13 protein-coding genes are annotated in these 18,067 nt (G+C 49.1%); all 13 read left to right on the forward strand.

Features of this window, described 5'->3' with window-relative positions; translation table 11 throughout:
• Nucleotides 1–9: 9 nt before the first annotated feature.
• The 13 genes from LX98_RS00800 to LX98_RS00860 all read left to right on the forward strand — a co-directional run bounded on the left by LX98_RS00800 (nucleotide 10) and on the right by LX98_RS00860 (nucleotide 17,763).
• Entirely contained in the window at nucleotides 10–1,836 is a 1,827-nt protein-coding gene (locus LX98_RS00800; RefSeq protein WP_496427100.1) for a citrate/2-methylcitrate synthase, read from the forward strand.
• Nucleotides 1,837–1,911: 75 nt separating this feature from the next.
• On the forward strand, nucleotides 1,912–4,158 hold the full coding sequence (locus LX98_RS00805; RefSeq protein WP_496427101.1) for an aconitate hydratase: 2,247 nt from the start codon (nucleotides 1,912–1,914) through the stop codon (nucleotides 4,156–4,158).
• A gap of 77 nt (nucleotides 4,159–4,235) precedes the next feature.
• Complete coding sequence (locus tag LX98_RS00810) at nucleotides 4,236–4,952, forward strand: 2Fe-2S iron-sulfur cluster-binding protein (protein ID WP_496427102.1); 717 nt, start codon at nucleotides 4,236–4,238, stop codon at nucleotides 4,950–4,952.
• A 21-nt stretch (nucleotides 4,953–4,973) separates the two neighbouring features.
• Nucleotides 4,974–6,551, forward strand: a complete 1,578-nt coding sequence (locus tag LX98_RS00815) for an FAD-dependent oxidoreductase (RefSeq protein WP_496427103.1) — start codon at nucleotides 4,974–4,976, stop codon at nucleotides 6,549–6,551.
• A gap of 83 nt (nucleotides 6,552–6,634) precedes the next feature.
• Entirely contained in the window at nucleotides 6,635–7,810 is a 1,176-nt protein-coding gene (gene sucC / locus LX98_RS00820; protein WP_496427104.1) for an ADP-forming succinate--CoA ligase subunit beta, read from the forward strand.
• Between the two features lie 50 nt (nucleotides 7,811–7,860).
• Complete coding sequence (sucD, locus tag LX98_RS00825; protein ID WP_496427105.1) at nucleotides 7,861–8,733, forward strand: succinate--CoA ligase subunit alpha; 873 nt, start codon at nucleotides 7,861–7,863, stop codon at nucleotides 8,731–8,733.
• 275 nt (nucleotides 8,734–9,008) lie between these two features.
• Nucleotides 9,009–9,860 (forward strand): thioredoxin domain-containing protein, encoded by an 852-nt coding sequence (locus tag LX98_RS00830; protein WP_496427106.1) that lies wholly within the window; start codon nucleotides 9,009–9,011, stop codon nucleotides 9,858–9,860.
• 163 nt (nucleotides 9,861–10,023) lie between these two features.
• Nucleotides 10,024–12,354 carry a serine hydrolase gene (locus LX98_RS00835; protein ID WP_496427107.1) on the forward strand — a complete coding sequence of 777 codons (2,331 nt, stop codon included), beginning with the start codon at nucleotides 10,024–10,026 and terminating at the stop codon, nucleotides 12,352–12,354.
• A 123-nt stretch (nucleotides 12,355–12,477) separates the two neighbouring features.
• On the forward strand, nucleotides 12,478–14,856 hold the full coding sequence (locus tag LX98_RS00840; RefSeq protein WP_496427108.1) for a dickkopf-related protein: 2,379 nt from the start codon (nucleotides 12,478–12,480) through the stop codon (nucleotides 14,854–14,856).
• A 544-nt stretch (nucleotides 14,857–15,400) separates the two neighbouring features.
• Nucleotides 15,401–15,931 carry a hypothetical protein gene (locus tag LX98_RS00845; protein ID WP_496427109.1) on the forward strand — a complete coding sequence of 177 codons (531 nt, stop codon included), beginning with the start codon at nucleotides 15,401–15,403 and terminating at the stop codon, nucleotides 15,929–15,931.
• A gap of 159 nt (nucleotides 15,932–16,090) precedes the next feature.
• Nucleotides 16,091–16,396, forward strand: a complete 306-nt coding sequence (locus tag LX98_RS00850; RefSeq protein WP_496427110.1) for a hypothetical protein — start codon at nucleotides 16,091–16,093, stop codon at nucleotides 16,394–16,396.
• Nucleotides 16,397–16,507: 111 nt separating this feature from the next.
• Nucleotides 16,508–17,209 (forward strand): ribonuclease H-like domain-containing protein, encoded by a 702-nt coding sequence (locus tag LX98_RS00855; RefSeq protein WP_496427111.1) that lies wholly within the window; start codon nucleotides 16,508–16,510, stop codon nucleotides 17,207–17,209.
• Between the two features lie 65 nt (nucleotides 17,210–17,274).
• Nucleotides 17,275–17,763 (forward strand): FKBP-type peptidyl-prolyl cis-trans isomerase, encoded by a 489-nt coding sequence (locus LX98_RS00860; protein ID WP_496427112.1) that lies wholly within the window; start codon nucleotides 17,275–17,277, stop codon nucleotides 17,761–17,763.
• Nucleotides 17,764–18,067 lie beyond the last annotated feature (304 nt).

Raw genomic sequence — 18,067 nt, forward strand, 5'->3', positions numbered from 1 at the left:
ACAGTTTCGATGAGTATTCTTGCAACGAAAGACACGCATGTCGTCATTCAAGGGGGGGTGGCCGGGGTGAATGCCGCTCGTCGTATGGCTGAGTTCAGGTACATGATTAAGCAACCATTAAATGTCTCTGCGTTCGTATATCCTCCAGATGCGGGGAAGACCAACGAGATCATTTGTGGAACCGAGTTAATAATGATCCCCATCTATAAAACCGTCGCCGAAGCGACGGCCAAGCACCCGGAGATTAACACCAGTCTGGTCTATATCGGAGCAGACCGGGCCTATGCCGGTACCATGGAAGCCCTCAATGACCCGCATATTAAAACGGTCTCCATGATTACCGAAGGGGTGCCCGAAAAAGATGCCAAACTTTTGGGGAAGCATGCCCGTAAGCTTGGGAAGACCTTTAACGGCCCTTCCTCAATTGGGGTGGTATCGGCGGGAGAATGTCGCCTCGGAGTCATCGGGGGGGCGTTTGATAACCTGGTGGCGTGCAAGCTGTATCGTCCCGGTTCCTTCGGCGTAGTCACCAAGTCCGGGGGATTGTCAAACGAGATTATATGGATTTGTTCCCAATTTGCAGACGGAATCACAACGGCGATCGGTATCGGCGGTGATGCCTACCCGGGAACGGACTATGTCAGCTACCTGGAAATGTTTGAAAACGATCCGCAAACCAAGGCGGTGGTCATTGTCGGAGAAATGGGCGGAGATTTGGAAGAACGGGCTGCCGAATGGTATGGGGCCAAGAAACGCCGGATTAAATTACTCGCGGTCGTATCTGGGTTCTGTCAGGAGAGTCTTCCAAAGGGTATGAAATTCGGGCATGCCGGGGCGAAAGAAGGATTGAAAGGTGAAGGGTCTGCTCGGGCAAAGTCTGAAGCCCTGAAAAAGGCCGGCGCGATTGTGCCGGATACTTTTGGAGCTCTGGGGCCGGCTATCAAGGCCACCCATGAGGAGTTACTTAAAAGCGGACAGGTTAAGCCCATACCGGATTTGGCTCCGGCGGACATACCGAAGCTCCCCAAAACGGTTCAAGAGAGCATGAAGGAAGGGGAGGTGCTGGTGACGCCCCTGATTCGTTCCACAATCAGTGACGACAGGGGTGATGAGCCCCTGTATCAAGGTTATCCGGCTTCTGAACTGATCAATAACGGATATGACATTCCCCATATTATCGGCTTGCTATGGGACAATCGTCTTGTCTCCAAACAAGAAGCCGAAATCATCAAACGCATTATCATGCTGTCGGCCGATCATGGCCCTTGCGTGAGTGGAGCCTTGACGACAATTATTGCTGCTTGTGCTGGAATTGGATTATCTCAGGCGGTCGCGGCCGGTATGATTATGATCGGCCCGCGCTTTGGTGGGGCGGTGACGGACGCGGGGCGATGGTTCAAATACGCGATCGACAACAAACTTTCGGTCGATGATTTCCTCGTCTATATGAAGAAAAATGTGGGACCGGTTCCGGGAATCGGTCATCGAGTCAAAAGCTTGAAAAATCCGGATAAGCGGGTGAAGGAGCTGGTTGGGTACGTGAAAAGTTTGAACATGCCCACTCCGCACTTGGATTTTGCATTGGAAGTCGAAAAAATTACCGCTGTCAAAAAAGATAATCTCATTCTCAACGTTGATGGAACCATGGCGGCAGTGTTAGTCGATATCGGGTTTCCGGTAGATAGCCTCAATGGCTTCTTCATTTTGTCGCGAACCATCGGAATGATTGGACATTGGACGGATCAAAAGCGGCAAGGGAGTCGGCTCATCCGATTATTTGACTATCTGGTAAATTATGCCTCCCCAAAGCGTCGCGAGGTGCCACCGTTGAAGTAATGATGGTGTGAGTGGACTTTTTTGGTTGAATCTTATCCATTTATCCATGTTGAACCGAACCCAGGAGAAGGTGCTATGTCCCTAGAAATGGTCAAAAAACTATATGCTTCAATGCCGGGAATTGTGGACAAAGCTCGCAAAAAATTTGGGCGGCCTCTCACGCTGACAGAAAAGATTCTGGTCAGCCATGCGGATGATTTCGATACACAAGTCTGGGAGCGTGGAAAGGCCATGTTGGCTCTTCGTCCCGATCGAGTCGCGATGCAGGATGCGACAGCTCAAATGGCCATGTTGCAATTTATGCAAGCGGGAAAAGAAAAAGTTGCTGTTCCAAGTACCATCCATTGCGATCACTTGATCCGGGCTGAAGTCGGATCGGAAAAGGATCTTTTGCGCGCATGTGACGAAAACCGGGAAGTCTATAATTTTCTTGCCTCGGCTGCGAAAAAATATGGGATCGGATTCTGGAAGCCTGGGGCAGGGATCATCCATCAGGTGGTGTTGGAAAATTATGCATTTCCTGGAGGATTGATCATTGGAACCGATTCTCACACGCCAAACGGTGGCGGGTTGGGAATGTTGGCCATTGGGGTCGGTGGGGCCGATGCGGGGGAAGTGATGGCGGGTCTCCCATGGGAGGTCCTCCATCCTAAACTCATAGGCGTTAAGTTAACCGGAAAGCTGAGTGGCTGGGCCTCGCCAAAAGATGTCATTTTGTATATTTGTGGTCTTCTGACCGTGAAGGGTGGAACCAATAAGATCGTGGAGTATTTTGGCCCTGGCGCGGAAACCATCAGCGCGACAGGCAAAGGCACGATTACCAATATGGGAGCTGAGCTCGGCGCCACGACTTCTATCTTCCCGTTCGATGAAAAAATGGTGGCATATTTGAATATCACGGAGCGGGCTGACATTGCCAAATTGGCAGCTGCCAATCGGAGCATGTTGGTTGCGGACCCTGAGGTTTATCAGTCTCCGGAAAAATACTTTGATGAAATCGTCGAAATCGATCTGTCCACCCTTGAGCCGCATGTTGTGGGACCGCATACCCCTGATCTGGCACGACCCATCTCAAAAATGGCAGCGGAAGCCAAAGAAAAAGGTTACCCCGTTCAGTTAAAAGCAACTTTGGTCGGAAGCTGTACCAATTCTTCATATGAAGATATCGGTCGCGCGGCGCATATTGCCAAGCAAGGGTTACAAGCTGGGCTTAAAGCCAAAACGGCCTTTCTGGTCAGCCCGGGATCAGAACGGATTTACCACACCATGAAGCGGGAAGGATTTTTGGAGACCTTTGAAAATATGGGGGCTACCGTCCTGGCAAATGCCTGTGGACCCTGCATTGGTCAATGGAAACGAGCGGATGCCGTGAAAGGCAAAGCCGACTCTATTGTCAGTACGTTTAACCGGAACTTTCCTGGGCGGAATGATGGGGTGAGTGAGACGTTATCCTTCCTGGCCAGTCCTGAAGTGGTCACGGCTTATGCCTTTTCAGGTGATCTGGGCTTTGATCCGATCAAGGGAACATTGAAAACTGCAGATGGGAAAGATTTCAAGTTTGAGGCACCTCAGGGAGATGAATTGCCCGCCAAGGGTTTTGCCAAAGGGGAAGAAGGTTTGGTCGAACCTGCCGAGGATGGTTCAAAGCTTCAAGTGGACATTCCCCCTACAAGCGAGCGATTGCAATTACTAAAGCCTTTCCCAAAATGGGATGGAAAAGATTTCGAAAAACTGCCTCTATTAATCAAAACCAAAGGGAAGACGACAACTGATCATATCTCTCCCGCCGGTCCGTGGCTCAAATTCCGGGGACATTTGGACAAGATTAGCGACAACATGTTTCTTGGAGCCAACAATGCCTTTGCAGACGAGGCGGGGAAAGCCAATGACGTCTTAACCGGAGAGTCAGGATTGACTCCTGCACAAGTTGCCAGACGGTATAAAGAAAAAGGTTTGGGTTCGTTTGTGGTGGGAGATGAAAACTATGGTGAAGGGAGCAGCCGGGAACATGCAGCGATGTCTCCAAGATTTTTGGGCGTCCAAGCTGTCTTGACAAAAAGTTTTGCTCGCATTCATGAGACCAATCTCAAGAAGCAAGGCATCCTTGCACTGACATTTGCGGATCCAAAAGATTATGACCAAATTGAACAGGAAGACCGGATCAGTGTGAAAGGGTTAAGTGGACTTGCACCAGGCAAACCGGTTCAGGTCGTCCTTCACAAGAAAAATGGTCAGGAAGTGGTCATTCAAGCCAATCATAGTATGACCGAGCAACAGATCACGTGGTTTAAGGCTGGTTCCGCATTGAATGCGTTAAATTAATAACCATTTAAGTGGGCCGGGTGGTTGAAACGGACGAGGACAAATTTGTCGATTATATAAGGTACTATCTCTGACCTATGCCTGACACATTGGATAAGAAAAATACTCTGGATCAAGAAGAGAGTCTCCAACCCAAGATGGTTACCGTGGAGATTGAAGGGAAACCGTTCCAGGTTCCCGCCGGTATCACCCTGATCAAGGCCTTGTGGTATGCAGGGCAGGATGTGATTCGTGGAGTTGGATGCCTAGGCGGGTTCTGTGGAGCCTGTGCGACCTATTACCGTACGAAGGACGATCCCAAGGTCAAAACCTGTTTGGCCTGTTCGATGGCAGTCGAGGATGGCATGTCATTTTCGTTTATGCCGGCTTTTCCGGCGAGAAAAGCGACCTACAACCTTCTTGAGCTCAAAGACCCTAAGCAGGATTTGTTTACGCTCTATCCTGAAGCTCCCTTATGCCGGAATTGTAATGCCTGCACAGAAGCCTGCCCACAACAAATTGATGTGCGGGAAGGGGTGTGGAAAGCGGTGTTTGGCGATTTTAAAGCGGTCTCAGAAATGTTCATGGATTGTGTCATGTGTGGAATGTGCGCGCCCGTTTGTATTGCTGATATTGCACCCAATCTGGTCGCGCTCTATGCCAGTCGGGCTCAAGGCGTCCATTTCACCGAAAAACCGGAAGGCCTCTCGAAACGCATTCAAGAGATTACCGATGGACATTTTCAACAGGAATGGGATCGTATCCTCAAGTTGTCCGATGAGGAATTACAAAATACCTCCGCCGCCACAACCTAACCAGTTTTTCTTGCTTCTCTCATGGAACTTACCGATCAGAAAAATTTAGTTCATCAAACCCGAGACGCCCGTCGTTCTAAAAGTTTTCCCAAGCTTTCTCCAGCCGAACGGGATAGCCTTATCAAGAAATACCATCCTGATCATCGGGCTCATGCCTACCGGCCGATTATTTTTGGGCCGAATGCCGGTCAATCAACCGTGACCGAAGTGGCGACTCTGTTGGAAGGGGAGAGCCCGGTTCCGGCCGATCTTAATCTCACTCCCGATTACACCGTGGATGTCCTGGTCGTTGGTGGAGGAGGGGCGGGGTGCGCGTCGGCGCTCCATGCCCATGCCCAAGGAGCCAGTGTGTTACTGGCCACCAAGTTGCGCCTGGGGGATTCCAACTCGGTCATGGCCCAAGGGGGGATGCAAATTGCCGTCGGCTCGGACGACTCGCCTGTCCAGCATTTCTTGGACACCTTAAAGGGCGGGCACATGAAAAATGACCACCAGTTGTTAAAGGTCATGGTGGAAGAGGGACCGTCTATTGCGAAATGGCTGTTGGAATTGGGTGTCTTATTCGATCGGGATGCCGATGGAAATCTGCATGTGAAAAAAGGGGGAGGAAGCTCAAAAGCCAGGCTGTTAACCTGCTCCGATTACACCGGTTTGGAAATCATGCGAGTGTTGAAAGACGAAGTGCTGAACCAGAAGGTTCCGTTGTTGGAATTTGTCGCTGCGGTGGAATTGTTAAGTGATGCCAATGGGGCCTGCACGGGAGCGGTGCTGAAAGACTTAGACAACAATCGGTTCATCATCGTTGCCGCTAAAACGGTGATCCTGGCAACAGGCGGAATTGGCCGGTTGCACATTCAGGGATTTCCAACCAGCAATCATTTCGGGGCGACCGGGGATGCCCTGGTCCTGGCCTATCGTCTCGGCGTGCCTCTCGTTCAAATAGATACCTTTCAATATCATCCTTCAGGTGGGGTGTATCCGGAGCAATTAGTCGGTGCGCTGGTGACAGAAGGCATTCGCTCTGAAGGCGGCCATTTGGTGAATGGGAAGGGCGAGCGCTTTGTGAATGAATTGGATACCCGTGATGTTGTGTCCTCGTCGATCATTCGGGAATGTGAAGAGGGCCGAGGCGTTCGAACACCATCAGGAAGGGTGGGCGTCTGGCTGGATACGCCGTTGTTAGATGTGGAGCATGGACCGGGAACATTGGACAAACATTTTCCCGCAATGGTTCGGCAGTATGAGCGTTACCAGGTCGATATCCGGAAAGATCCGGTGCTGATCTATCCCACGCTGCATTACCAAAACGGGGGCGTCAAGATTGATGTGAATGGAGAAACGCCTGTGGCCAATTTGTTCGTGGCGGGAGAGGCTTCCGGCGGATTACATGGGCGAAATCGGCTCATGGGGAATTCTTTGTTGGACTTAATGGTGTTTGGCAAGCGAACAGGTATTCTTGCTGCAGAGCGGTCCAAGTCTCTGCCGAAAAGCTCGTTGACCTTAGACCATCTGAAGCGATTTCGAGACGAAGCCAAACGCCATCATGTGTCTGCCGGTATCATTTCACCTATGGTCTTGCCGTCTTACACCAACAAGTAATTATCAGGTCGATTGATCACCAAACGGGATGTTGTCATCGGCAAATATTCCGATTTGAGCTGTAGAACCTACGAAGAGGATTTATGAATATTCACGAGTTTCAAGCCAAACAGCTCTTTGCGCAATTTGAGATTCCTGTACCCAAAGGCAAGGAAATCAAAAACGTCAAAGCGGCTGAAAAGTGGGCCTCAGTTCTTGATACCCCGGTATTTGTGGTGAAAGCGCAGATTCATGCGGGTGGACGTGGTAAAGCCGGCGGGGTCAAATTAACCAAAAATAAATCTGAAGTGCCGGAACTGGCTAAGGAAATTCTCGGGAAAACACTGGTGACCCATCAGACAGGTCCCAAGGGCAGAAAAGTTCGGCGCCTACTGATTGAAGAAGGTGCAGGGATTGCGAAGGAATTGTATGTGAGTTTGCTGGTCGACCGTGAGTCAGGTTTTCCAACGTTTATTGCCAGTACGGAAGGTGGCATGGACATTGAGGAAGTGGCCGAACATACACCGGACAAATTGCTGAAAGAGTCCATTGATCCGGCGGTGGGATTCCAGGGGTACAATGGAAGAAATCTGGCCTTCGGGTTGGGACTTCCAGAGCTTGAGCCCGCGGTGGTGAAGCCGTTTTTTCAAATGTTGGAAAACCTGTACCGCCTGTTCATGGAAAAAAACGCCTCGCTCGTGGAAATCAATCCATTGGTCATCACCACGGATAAGCGTCTGGTCGCGTTGGATGGAAAAGTCTCAATCGATGACAGTGCACTATTTAAACATCCTGATATTCAAAAGTTCAGAGATTTGCACGAAGAAGAACCGTTGGAGATTGAAGCGGGTAGCAATAATTTAAACTATGTCAAACTTGATGGAGACATCGGTTGTATGGTCAACGGAGCGGGTTTGGCGATGGCAACCATGGACGTCATTAAGTTGGCTGGATCCGAACCGGCGAATTTTTTGGATGTGGGCGGTGGGGCGACCAAAGAGACGGTTGCAGCCGGTTTTCGCATTCTGTTGAAAGATAAAAAGGTCAAGGGCATATTCATTAATATTTTCGGCGGCATTGTGCGTTGCGAGCGGATTGCCCATGGAGTGATTGATGCGGCCAAGGAAGTCGGCATCAAGCTACCTGTTGTTGTTCGACTTCAAGGAACCAACGCGGAAGAAGGCCGAAAGCTTCTGGCCGAATCAGGTTTGAAGGTGGAAGGGGTCGCTGACCTCTGGGAAGCCGCTCAACGTATTGTTGCTCTCAGAAAAAAGAAATAGTCAACCTGATCTTGGAAATATTCTCCTTGATTGGTGAAAGGTGATGTGGCATGAGCATATTGGTGAATAAAAATACCCGGGTTGTGGTTCAAGGGATCACCGGCAAAGAAGGGTCATTTCACGCGACCCAGTGCAAGGCGTACGGAACGCAAGTCGTGGCCGGCGTGACGCCTGGCAAAGCCGGTCAGGAAGTAGAAGGTATCCCGGTGTTTAATACCGTTCGTGATGCCGTCAAGAAGACTGAAGCCACCACCTCATTGATCTTTGTACCACCTCCCTTTGCTGCCGATGCTATTTTAGAAGCCGCCGATGCCGGCATATGGCTGATCATCTGCATTACAGAGGGGATTCCTGTCAATGATATGGTTCGGGTCCAGCGGGCGCTTTATGGGAAGACCACGCGTCTGATAGGTCCAAATTGTCCGGGAATCATCACGGCCGAGGAGTGCAAGATCGGGATCATGCCAGGATTCATTCATAAAAAAGGGCGGGTCGGCGTGATTTCAAGAAGTGGCACCTTAACCTACGAAGCCGTCAATCAGCTCACCAATTTAGGTCTTGGCGAGACGACCTGCGTCGGCATCGGTGGCGATCCCCTCATCGGAACCGGGTATATCGATTTGTTGCACATGTTCCAGGAGGACGACGAAACGGAAGCAGTCGTGATGATTGGGGAAATTGGTGGCGATGCCGAGGAACGGGCTGCGGCCTATATTCAAAAAGAGATGACCAAGCCGGTCGTGAGTTTCATTGCCGGAATTACGGCACCTCCCGGAAGACGGATGGGCCATGCCGGCGCCATTATCACCGGAGGAAAAGGCACCGCAGCCGATAAAATGGCCGCCCTGGAATCGGCTGGTGTGACTGTCGTCAAGAATCCCGCAGAAATAGGGGAAACGGTCAGAAGCGTTCTACATGCCTAGCCATATTCATTCTTAACGACGCTCTCATTTTAAATTGGTTTTATCCTTTTCCATGAACACTAGGTGGACGGGTGCGTCCTGATTAGAACATGGAGTTAGAGGAGTTTTGATCACTCCTTCCACAATCCCTCTCCTCAAGCCCAACCTTTCCCCAATTTATACTCAATATTTGTCTTCATTCTATGCAATGTCTGCTAGGGTTCCATTATTTTTGCAATATTCTTTATTTTTTTTTAAAAGAATAGTAAGGTTCCTCACTTGAAAGGTGGGGACCGATGTCAAAACGACGCAATACTTCCACGACATATTTCACGTGGCGGATTGGTGGGGGGCTATTAGGATTCATTCTGCTCTTGCCTCTCCTGCTCTTTGCTCAGGAATCTCCGATTCCTTCCTCTGTTGAAGCAACGGATGTTTTTATCCTTCGGCAACTCATCGAAATTCAAAACGAACTGAGGGATGTTCGGAAAGAACTTGCAGAAGTTCGTAAATCGGTGAGCGAATTAAAGGGAAGCTCCAATCTCCCCCGTGCTGCGGCTCCACGTCCTTCTGCTATTGGCAATGTTGAACTCAATCCAGATGATCCTACCCTTGGTAGTCAGCAAGCGAAAGTCGCCATCGTCGAGTTTACAGATTATCAATGTCCCTATTGTGCTAAATATCATTCGGATACATTTGAAAATCTGAAAAAAGAATACATCGACACGGGAAAAGTGCAATATTTCCTTCGAGATTTCCCGTTGGACTTTCATGCCTATGCCAAAGGGGCGGCTATTGCTGCGAATTGTGCAGGTGAACAGGATGCGTATTGGCAGATGAACCATCAGCTCTTTTCCAATCAATCCGAGCTTGGGGATGGCTTATATCAAAAATTGGCCCAGTCTTTTGGACTCAACATGGATCAGTTTGAATCGTGTGTAAACAGCCATGAACAAGTACAAAAGGTTGATGCGGACGTGGTTTACGGGCAAGAGATTGGAGTGAACGGAACGCCGACATTTTTTATCGGACGAGTAGAAAACGGACAACTTACAGATGCCAAAGAAGTGAGTGGGACTCAACCTCTGTCAGCCTTCTCAAGAATCATTGAGCCGCTACTCGCAAGTGACGGGAATGTACGCGAATAGAAAAATGTTTCTAAAGGGAAAAAAGAAAAATTTGCAGGATTGTGATGGGGCTGCAGAGTTTTACGGTTGCGTGACTCTTAAGCTCTGTCAGAAAAAAAGCTGTACCGAGCCTCTGCATAAGGCCCTGAAATGATCGAATAAAAATGGGAGATTCATGAGATACATGAAGACCTTGCTGACTCTTATTGGTCTACTCCTCGTCATGGGTGCCGACGTGGCCGCCTACGAAGTGATTCCAAATGACGAGGCGGATGTCCTCTTCAAACAAATGGAAAAATCCATCTTTTTGTATGACAAGGATCCCTACACAATTAGCAAGGCCATGGAGAAAAACGACGTGGCTGGCATGTCTCTTGCCATTATCTATAATGGTAAGCCGGTCATTCATAAATGGTATGGAGACCGTAACCAGAAAAAGAAGGAAAAGACGACTGCAGACACGATCTACCAATGTGCCTCGACGAGCAAGATGGTGTCATCACTGGGCTTTGCTGCAGCTTCGCGGCGAGGGGAACTTAGCCTCGATGAGAGCGTCACGGATTTCAATAAGAAACATCCTGACACCATTATTACAAAATGGGTCGACAAAGTTTTCAAAGATCACAAGTCCTGGCCTGATGACATTACGTCCCGACGTCTGCTGAGCCATACGGCAGGTTTGGACACACATGGAATCGCGAATAAGCCATGGCTTCCCTCCAGCGACCCTCTCAAAGGGGTCATTCTTGGCAAAAACCTTGCGCATGATGCAGTTAAACCTATCCACGAACCAGGGACCAAGTATGACTACTCTGGAGGTGGGTACACTGTGGCAGAAGCTATGCTCGAAATCGCTACCGACAAACGTTTCGAGAACTATCTTCAACAGAATGTTCTTGAGCCCTATGGCATGAATAACAGCACTTTTGAGGATGGCAGTTCGGACATGGTCCATCTGGCTCGTGGGTGTAGTCGAGGTGTATGTCTCTATGATGTCCAAGTTTCTGAACTCAAAGCTGCAGGTGGATTGCTGTGCCATCCTGTAGATTACGCACGATTAGTTTCGCTGATGATGAACGATGGGGCAGAGTATCTTGAGAAAAATGCCGGAACACAGATCATTCCGAAGAATGATATTTTTGAAGTCCTGACCAAGGTGCCTCCTGCTGAGTATGGACTCGGAGTTGACATTTCGGGGTCTCAATTCTCTCACGGAGGCAAGCACCAAGGATTTGCGACGAACTTTTATGCGCATAGCGAAAAGCAGGTGGGCATTGTCGTGCTCGTCAATGGCAAGTATACATGGGCAAGAAATAAGGAAGTCTACGGAGCAGGCACCCTCAATAACGCGGTGGTCAAAGCGTTTAAAATTGCTTTTGGAGTTAGCAACGAATCAGGGCAACCCCTTAAACCAACCTGTAGCGAAGACGATGATTGTGCTGAGGGTCAATACTGTGACAAAGGCCCTGTCGCGACATTTGGGATTAACAAGTGTAAGTCAGGCAAGAAACGTAATGAAACCTGTAGCCGGAACGATGTCTGTGGCCCCGACCTCACGTGTTACGGCGAGCCGATCGGGAAATGTGGTTTCCTGGGAACGGTCGTCGTCGGCGATCAGTGCTTTAAAGACAAGGAATGCACATCCGGCAAGTGCGAAAAAGAGAGATGTGTGTGTAAGAGTGATGGGGACTGTCCCAATGGGCAAGCCTGTTATACCCCAATCGGGAAAGCCAACTATTGTGCCAGTACGAGTAAGGCCCTTGGGGCCAGCTGTTCCAAGAATAGCCAATGTGCCTCGGACAAGTGCCAACAGAGCAAGTGTGTGTGTAAGGGGGACGGCGACTGTCCGAACGGACAAGCCTGCTTTACCCCCGTCGGGAAGGCGAACTATTGCGCGAGTACAAGTAAGGCCCTTGGAGCCAGTTGTTCGAAGAACAGCCAATGCGCCTCGGGTAAGTGTCAACAAGACCAATGCGTGTGTAAGGGGGATGGCGACTGTTCGAACGGGCAGGCCTGCTATACCCCCGTCGGGAAGGCCAACTATTGCGCGAGTACGAGTAAGGCCTTGGGAGCCAGTTGTACCAAGGATAGTCAATGTGCCTCAGACAAGTGTGAACAGGGCAAGTGTGTGTGTAAATCGAACGGCGACTGTCCGAACGGGCAGGCCTGCTATACGCCGGTCGGCAAGGCGAACTATTGTGCGAGTACGAGTAAGGCCTTGGGAGCCAGTTGTACCAAGGATAGTCAATGTGCCTCAGGCAAGTGCGAACAGGACAAGTGTGTGTGTAAATCGAACGGCGACTGTCCCAATGGGCAAACTTGCTATACCCCCGTTGGGAAGGCGAACTATTGTGCGAGTACGAGTAAGGCCCTGGGAGCTAGTTGTTCGAAGAATAGCCAATGTGCCTCGGACAAGTGTGAAAAAGGAGAATGTGTGTGTAAATCGGACAATGATTGTCCGGGATCGCAGAAATGTAAAACACCTGTGACCAAAAAGAATTACTGTACGAAATGAGGTCAACCTGAAAAGGCCAAGAATAGAGGACAGAATTGGAATGTCATAAAAAAAAGGCTATGAGTAATACCCAAATTTCCCCCTACCGGTTTTATTGAGAACTTTTGACAAGGTGGGTGAACGATGAAACGAAGGTTGTGGTCTCAAATCACGATTTGTACCGGTCTAGCGATCATGTCGGGCAATCCCATCACTTCCAAGATCTATAAAAATAAAAAAAGCGAGCGACTGTTGCGAGTTTTAAGTGCTTTGTTTTTTCTTGCGATTTTTGGTGTGAACGAGGTATCGGCGAATTTATGTAACACGGTGAAGGATCTTTCGACGATTCAGGAGACTAAAGATGAGATTGAGTTGTATAAGGAACTTTTTCCCGATGCGGACTACCACGGCAGTCATGTCTATAACGGCTTTGTGCTGGAGTGTAATCGTAGGCGCGATAATAAGGGCGACGAAGTGAGAAAGATGCTCACGAATAAAGATTGGGCCGAGATGAAGAGCATTTTGAAAGAGAGCGATCTTTCGCCCTTTTTATTTTCGGCGAAGTATAAATTCTTCGGATTCGCCTGGTTTGAAATGAGCTACCTGATCTGGAAAGAGGGTGGTGTCTGGAAGATGGTGCTTCCCTATGATCCAATTATTAATGATGTGGTTGAAAACCGGATCGATTTTGACATGACCCACGCTGGGAATCTCTACGATAAGGATCAAGTCGACGAAGGCGGGAGTGGTTCGAGTAGAACGTATACCCTGAAATCAACCGCGCAGCCAATTAGCGTCACTAAATGTGCCACCACCACGTTCTTTGCTGGCAAAGAAAATAAGTACGATGGGCAACATGGTGTCGATGCCCATAAGAGGGACCCCGCCAATAAGCATATTAGCCTCGGAAAAATTCAATACTCTTATAAAAACTCCAGCGGAAACTATTGGGTGATGAATGGTTGTCGGGTGAAAAAAAATGAGCATCTCTATGGCACCAATCCCGCCACAGGAGATTTTGAAAAGATTTTGCCAGCGGATTGGATTTTAAATAATTTTGAAAAAGTCGCCGAGGATTATTGGAGTATTCCTGACAATTTTGACCTTTACGTTCTTTTAAAGGGTCATAATGAAGATCGACTCGATTCATCCGTAAAAACCAAAATCAATAATCATATTAAAAATAAGGATTATTTAACGATACGCTTTGGAACGAAGTTCCTTCCCGGCGCCAACCAAATGTATAAGACAAATGCCTGGCAGCCTAATAATTTTTCTACCATGACGGACGATGGAACCTATATTCACGAAGTCGGTCACGCCTTTGGTTTAGATGATGAATACGCACAAGGCTCACCAAGTAAAAATAAAGACCATTGTTCTCATTCCCAATTTGATCAATTTGATGGCATCTCGGGGTCAACCACTTACACCATCGACAATTACACCATGTGTAATGGTTATGGGAAACAAACCAATACCATTTATCATTATATAGCGGTCACCCGCTATATCTTGGGAGAGACCTGCAAGGAGGATTCCGATTGCGGAGGCGGTCGCTATTGCAATAACCGCATGGGACTCAACCGCTGCTTAGCGGACGGAACAAAAGATGTAAATCAGAGCTGCATTAAAGACAGGGAATGCACATCCGGCAAGTGCGAAAAAGAGAGATGTGTGTGTAAGAGTGATGGGGACTGTCCCAATGGGCAAGCCTGTTATACCCCAATCGGGAAAGCCAACTATTGTGCCAGTACGAGCAAGGCCCTTGGGGCCAACTGTTCCAAGAATAGCCAATGTGCCTCGGACAAGTGCCAACAGAGCAAGTGTGTGTGTAAGGGGGACGGCGACTGTCCGAACGGACAAGCCTGCTTTACCCCCGTTGGCAAGGCGAACTATTGCGCGAGTACAAATAAGGCCCTTGGAGCCAGTTGTTCGAAGAACAGCCAATGCGCCTCGGGTAAGTGTCAACAAGACCAATGCGTGTGTAAGGGGGATGGCGACTGTTCGAACGGGCAGGCCTGCTATACCCCCGTCGGGAAGGCCAACTATTGCGCGAGTACGAGTAAGGCCTTGGGAGCCAGTTGTACCAAGGATAGTCAATGTGCCTCAGACAAGTGTGAACAGGGCAAGTGTGTGTGTAAATCGAACGGCGACTGTCCGAACGGGCAGGCCTGCTATACGCCGGTCGGCAAGGCGAACTATTGTGCGAGTACGAGTAAGGCCTTGGGAGCCAGTTGTACCAAGGATAGTCAATGTGCCTCAGGCAAGTGCGAACAGGACAAGTGTGTGTGTAAATCGAACGGCGACTGTCCCAATGGGCAAACTTGCTATACCCCCGTTGGGAAGGCGAACTATTGTGCGAGTACGAGTAAGGCCCTGGGAGCTAGTTGTTCGAAGAATAGCCAATGTGCTTCGGACAAGTGTGAAAAAGGAGAATGTGTGTGTAAATCGGACAATGATTGTCCGGGATCGCAGAAATGTAAAACACCTGTGACCAAAAAGAATTACTGTACGAAATGAGGTCAACCTGCAACGATTCTCGGTTTTGCCGGGCCGGGAGTAGTGAACCCGAAGCAGCATGGCCTGAATTCTGGTATAGCGGGCCGGCTTGCATGCAGGTTTGAATTCAATGCGCCTGATTCCTTATACGGTTGAGAATTGGCGCGCATAATTGAGTATCTTGATGGGCGTATCGTTCATGGTGATGGTCATCCCTGATTATGAACGAAAATCGGACTCGGATAGTATCACCGTCATGGTCGGAACACATCATTCCTCTGATATAATCAGAATAACGGAAAAGGATCTCTTAGGCCTGTGCCCGCTGGCTGTTTTAGAGTAATACTTACTTCGAGCGCCCAGATGAAGCCGGGAGAGCACTTTTTCGGTATGTGGTGCATGCGATTTGGTTCACACAAAAAGAAAGTCGTCCTGTTTGGAGGCCAAAACTTTCTTTTCAGACCGATTGATGAAAAACACGAGAGCCTATTTGGTCATGAAAGAAATCAGAAGGCTGATGTGCGTCCTCGGAATAGTCTTTCCATTCCTGGGATGTGCCACGAAAATGACACCGTTGCCTGCCAGTCTTTCCGCCGATCAAACCATCGTGTTTGGGAAGGTTCAAACAAGTCTCACCGGACCTACCACCCGATGGTATACTCCGCAGGTTCGATTTTTTGAGCTCATGAATCACTCTACGAAGGAACGGTTCCGGGTGGATATTGAGTCTGCAGACTCGCCATTTTTTCTCGTACTTCGGCCGGGTGAATATGAGTTGGTGCGGCTCCAGATCAATGAAGGGGCTTTCCGATCTATGGCCCAATTGAATTTGACGTTCCAGGTGAGTCGGGGTGGACTGAATTATCTGGGAAGATGGGAAGTGAAAATACACCCCCCCACGTATCTTCGATTGATTGATGTTTCCGTGGAAACTGATTTAGAGGACGCAAAAGCCGAAGTTCGTTCACTTTATCCAGATTTAGCCGGTCTTCCTATCCAATCGCAAATCCCGACACCCAAGGATTTGGAAACGCGTTTAGTGGAAATATCTGCCTATCCTCGGGTATGGTGGTTTTGCCGCCATTTAACCTGTTAATTTTGGATATGAGGAACATCAGGTCTTAAAGATAGATTGCAGATGGGCAATTCCGATCCAAAAAACGAAGCCATCAAAAGCCGCCAATGAGGTTTTCTCGGTATTAGGGAAGTGGTGAGACAGCACAATCCTGTCGAACTTGATGATTGGAAAGTAGGAATGAGAAAATTGTCGTTTGTTTTTTTAGCAATTTTAGGGTTTTTCGCAATGGGCTGCGGTTCTTTTCCTCAGGGCCAAATGAATGGGTGGAATGGCGTGCATCGTGAAGAGCTTATTCGGGTCATGGGGCCGCCGACTAAGCAAACGGCCCTGCCTAATGGCGGACAACGATTGGAATTTATTCAACGCATTACTCGCCATCCCTTGGGGGGTGAAGTATATGGCACTTCGTATGAGTGTCATAAAACGTTTGAACTCGATACCGAAGGTGTCATTCAAAAAGCCGTTTCTGAACCGGCGTGTTGATCAAAAATCACTTACACCGCATTGTTCCAGAAAACCCAAAACAACTGTGGGATGGCGCGGGATTTGACCCCCAATCAGGCCATCCGGATCAATCGTGGGGAGGGTTGACCAATGTCCCGTAAATATCTGGCCTTTGATATCGAAACGGCAAAGATTTTGCCCGAAAATTTCGTTGACTTACATGATCATCGGCCGCTCGGCATCACCTGTATGGCGAGCTGGTGTAGCGATGAATCCTCGGCGGCGACGTTTTACTCGAAAAATCCAGATGGATCTCCTGCGCTGCAAATGAACAAGGTGGATGTTGCCGCCTTTGTCGAACATCTCAAAACCAAGTTGCAGGAGGGCTATACCATTATCACCCACAATGGGTTGGGATTCGATTTCGTGATTGTGGCGGAAGAATCCGGTCAGGTTGATGATTGCCGTGAATTGGCGATGAGCCACGTGGACATGATGTATCACTTTTTTTGCGGAAAAGGGTTTCCTGTCAAGCTCAACGCTGCGGCGAAGGCCATTGGTGTGAGTAAGCCCGCGAATGTGGATGGTTCCGTCGCCCCGAAGCTGTGGAAAGATGGCGACTTCCAGACGGTCTTGGATTATGTCGCTCAGGATTGTCGGTTAACGTTGGATGTGGCCGGAGCCAGTGAACAAGCGAAAAAGATTAGTTGGATAACCGGACGTGGCACAACATCCCATTTTGAATTGCCTGGTGGATGGCTGACCGTTCAAGAAGCCTCCAAGTTACCTTTGCCTGACACGTCATGGATGGATAAGCCATGGCCGCGATCAAAATTTATGGTGTGGTGGTGAGCGTGGAAGATGCACCTTTGCGTGTGTGAATGGTCATAGAAAAAATAGGAAAGGAAGGAGAGATTATGTCTGTATTGATTGGGAAGAATTCGGTAGTCAGCGTCAATTATAAGCTCACTGACGATGCCGGTAAGGTATTGGATAGTTCAGATGGGTCAAAGCCAATGGTGTACCTGCATGGTGGGGGGAATATCATTCCCGGGCTGGAGAAAGCGCTGGCCGGTAAAGGAGAGGGTGATGCTTTGAAGGTAAGGATTGAGCCTGCCGATGCCTATGGAGAGGTCATTCCTGACGGGATCAAGAGCATCGAAAGGGCTGCGTTTGAGGGGGTAGAATCGGTTGAACCGGGAATGGTGTTTGAGGCCCAGGCGCCGGACGGCACGACGCAGCAAATTATGGTGGTGAAAGTAGATGGGGATAAAGTCACCATTGATACCAATCATCCACTGGCCGGTATCGCGCTCAACTTTGATATTAAAGTTCTGAGTGTGCGAGAAGCGACAAAGCAAGAACTTGAGCATGGGCATACCCATGAGCACGGGCATGACCACTAGCAGGATGTTGAAAAAGTTCGCCAGCGGCGTTCTCGGCGCTTTGTCGTGCTCACGTACTTAGCGTGCGCTCCGCTCGCCCAATCGCCTGCGGCCTTGCTGGACGAGTCTTTTTGAACATCCTGCAGGATTGTATATCAATGATGGGAAATTCTAGCAAAGCAATGCAGACGGACGCGGCTTTGCCGCACCGCTGCTCCACAAGGCGTTATCCTCGGGTTCCCTAAGAAGGGCACAGCAGGATTTAATGTCCTCATAAACAATGAGCCAGACAATTTTATTTTCTGTTCAGGCGAATGCAAAAGGA

It is taken from the genome of Nitrospira marina (genome assembly GCF_059568365.1).

What these genes read in the sequence shown, in the direction of transcription:
- LX98_RS00800 (WP_496427100.1), top strand. Translation starts at nt 10, where the DNA reads ATGAGTATTCTTGCAACGAAAGACACGCATGTCGTCATTCAAGGGGGG.
- LX98_RS00805 (WP_496427101.1), top strand. Translation starts at nt 1,912, where the DNA reads ATGTCCCTAGAAATGGTCAAAAAACTATATGCTTCAATGCCGGGAATT.
- LX98_RS00810 (WP_496427102.1), top strand. Translation starts at nt 4,236, where the DNA reads ATGCCTGACACATTGGATAAGAAAAATACTCTGGATCAAGAAGAGAGT.
- LX98_RS00815 (WP_496427103.1), top strand. Translation starts at nt 4,974, where the DNA reads ATGGAACTTACCGATCAGAAAAATTTAGTTCATCAAACCCGAGACGCC.
- sucC (WP_496427104.1), top strand. Translation starts at nt 6,635, where the DNA reads ATGAATATTCACGAGTTTCAAGCCAAACAGCTCTTTGCGCAATTTGAG.
- sucD (WP_496427105.1), top strand. Translation starts at nt 7,861, where the DNA reads ATGAGCATATTGGTGAATAAAAATACCCGGGTTGTGGTTCAAGGGATC.
- LX98_RS00830 (WP_496427106.1), top strand. Translation starts at nt 9,009, where the DNA reads ATGTCAAAACGACGCAATACTTCCACGACATATTTCACGTGGCGGATT.
- LX98_RS00835 (WP_496427107.1), top strand. Translation starts at nt 10,024, where the DNA reads ATGAAGACCTTGCTGACTCTTATTGGTCTACTCCTCGTCATGGGTGCC.
- LX98_RS00840 (WP_496427108.1), top strand. Translation starts at nt 12,478, where the DNA reads ATGAAACGAAGGTTGTGGTCTCAAATCACGATTTGTACCGGTCTAGCG.
- LX98_RS00845 (WP_496427109.1), top strand. Translation starts at nt 15,401, where the DNA reads ATGACACCGTTGCCTGCCAGTCTTTCCGCCGATCAAACCATCGTGTTT.
- LX98_RS00850 (WP_496427110.1), top strand. Translation starts at nt 16,091, where the DNA reads ATGAGAAAATTGTCGTTTGTTTTTTTAGCAATTTTAGGGTTTTTCGCA.
- LX98_RS00855 (WP_496427111.1), top strand. Translation starts at nt 16,508, where the DNA reads ATGTCCCGTAAATATCTGGCCTTTGATATCGAAACGGCAAAGATTTTG.
- LX98_RS00860 (WP_496427112.1), top strand. Translation starts at nt 17,275, where the DNA reads ATGTCTGTATTGATTGGGAAGAATTCGGTAGTCAGCGTCAATTATAAG.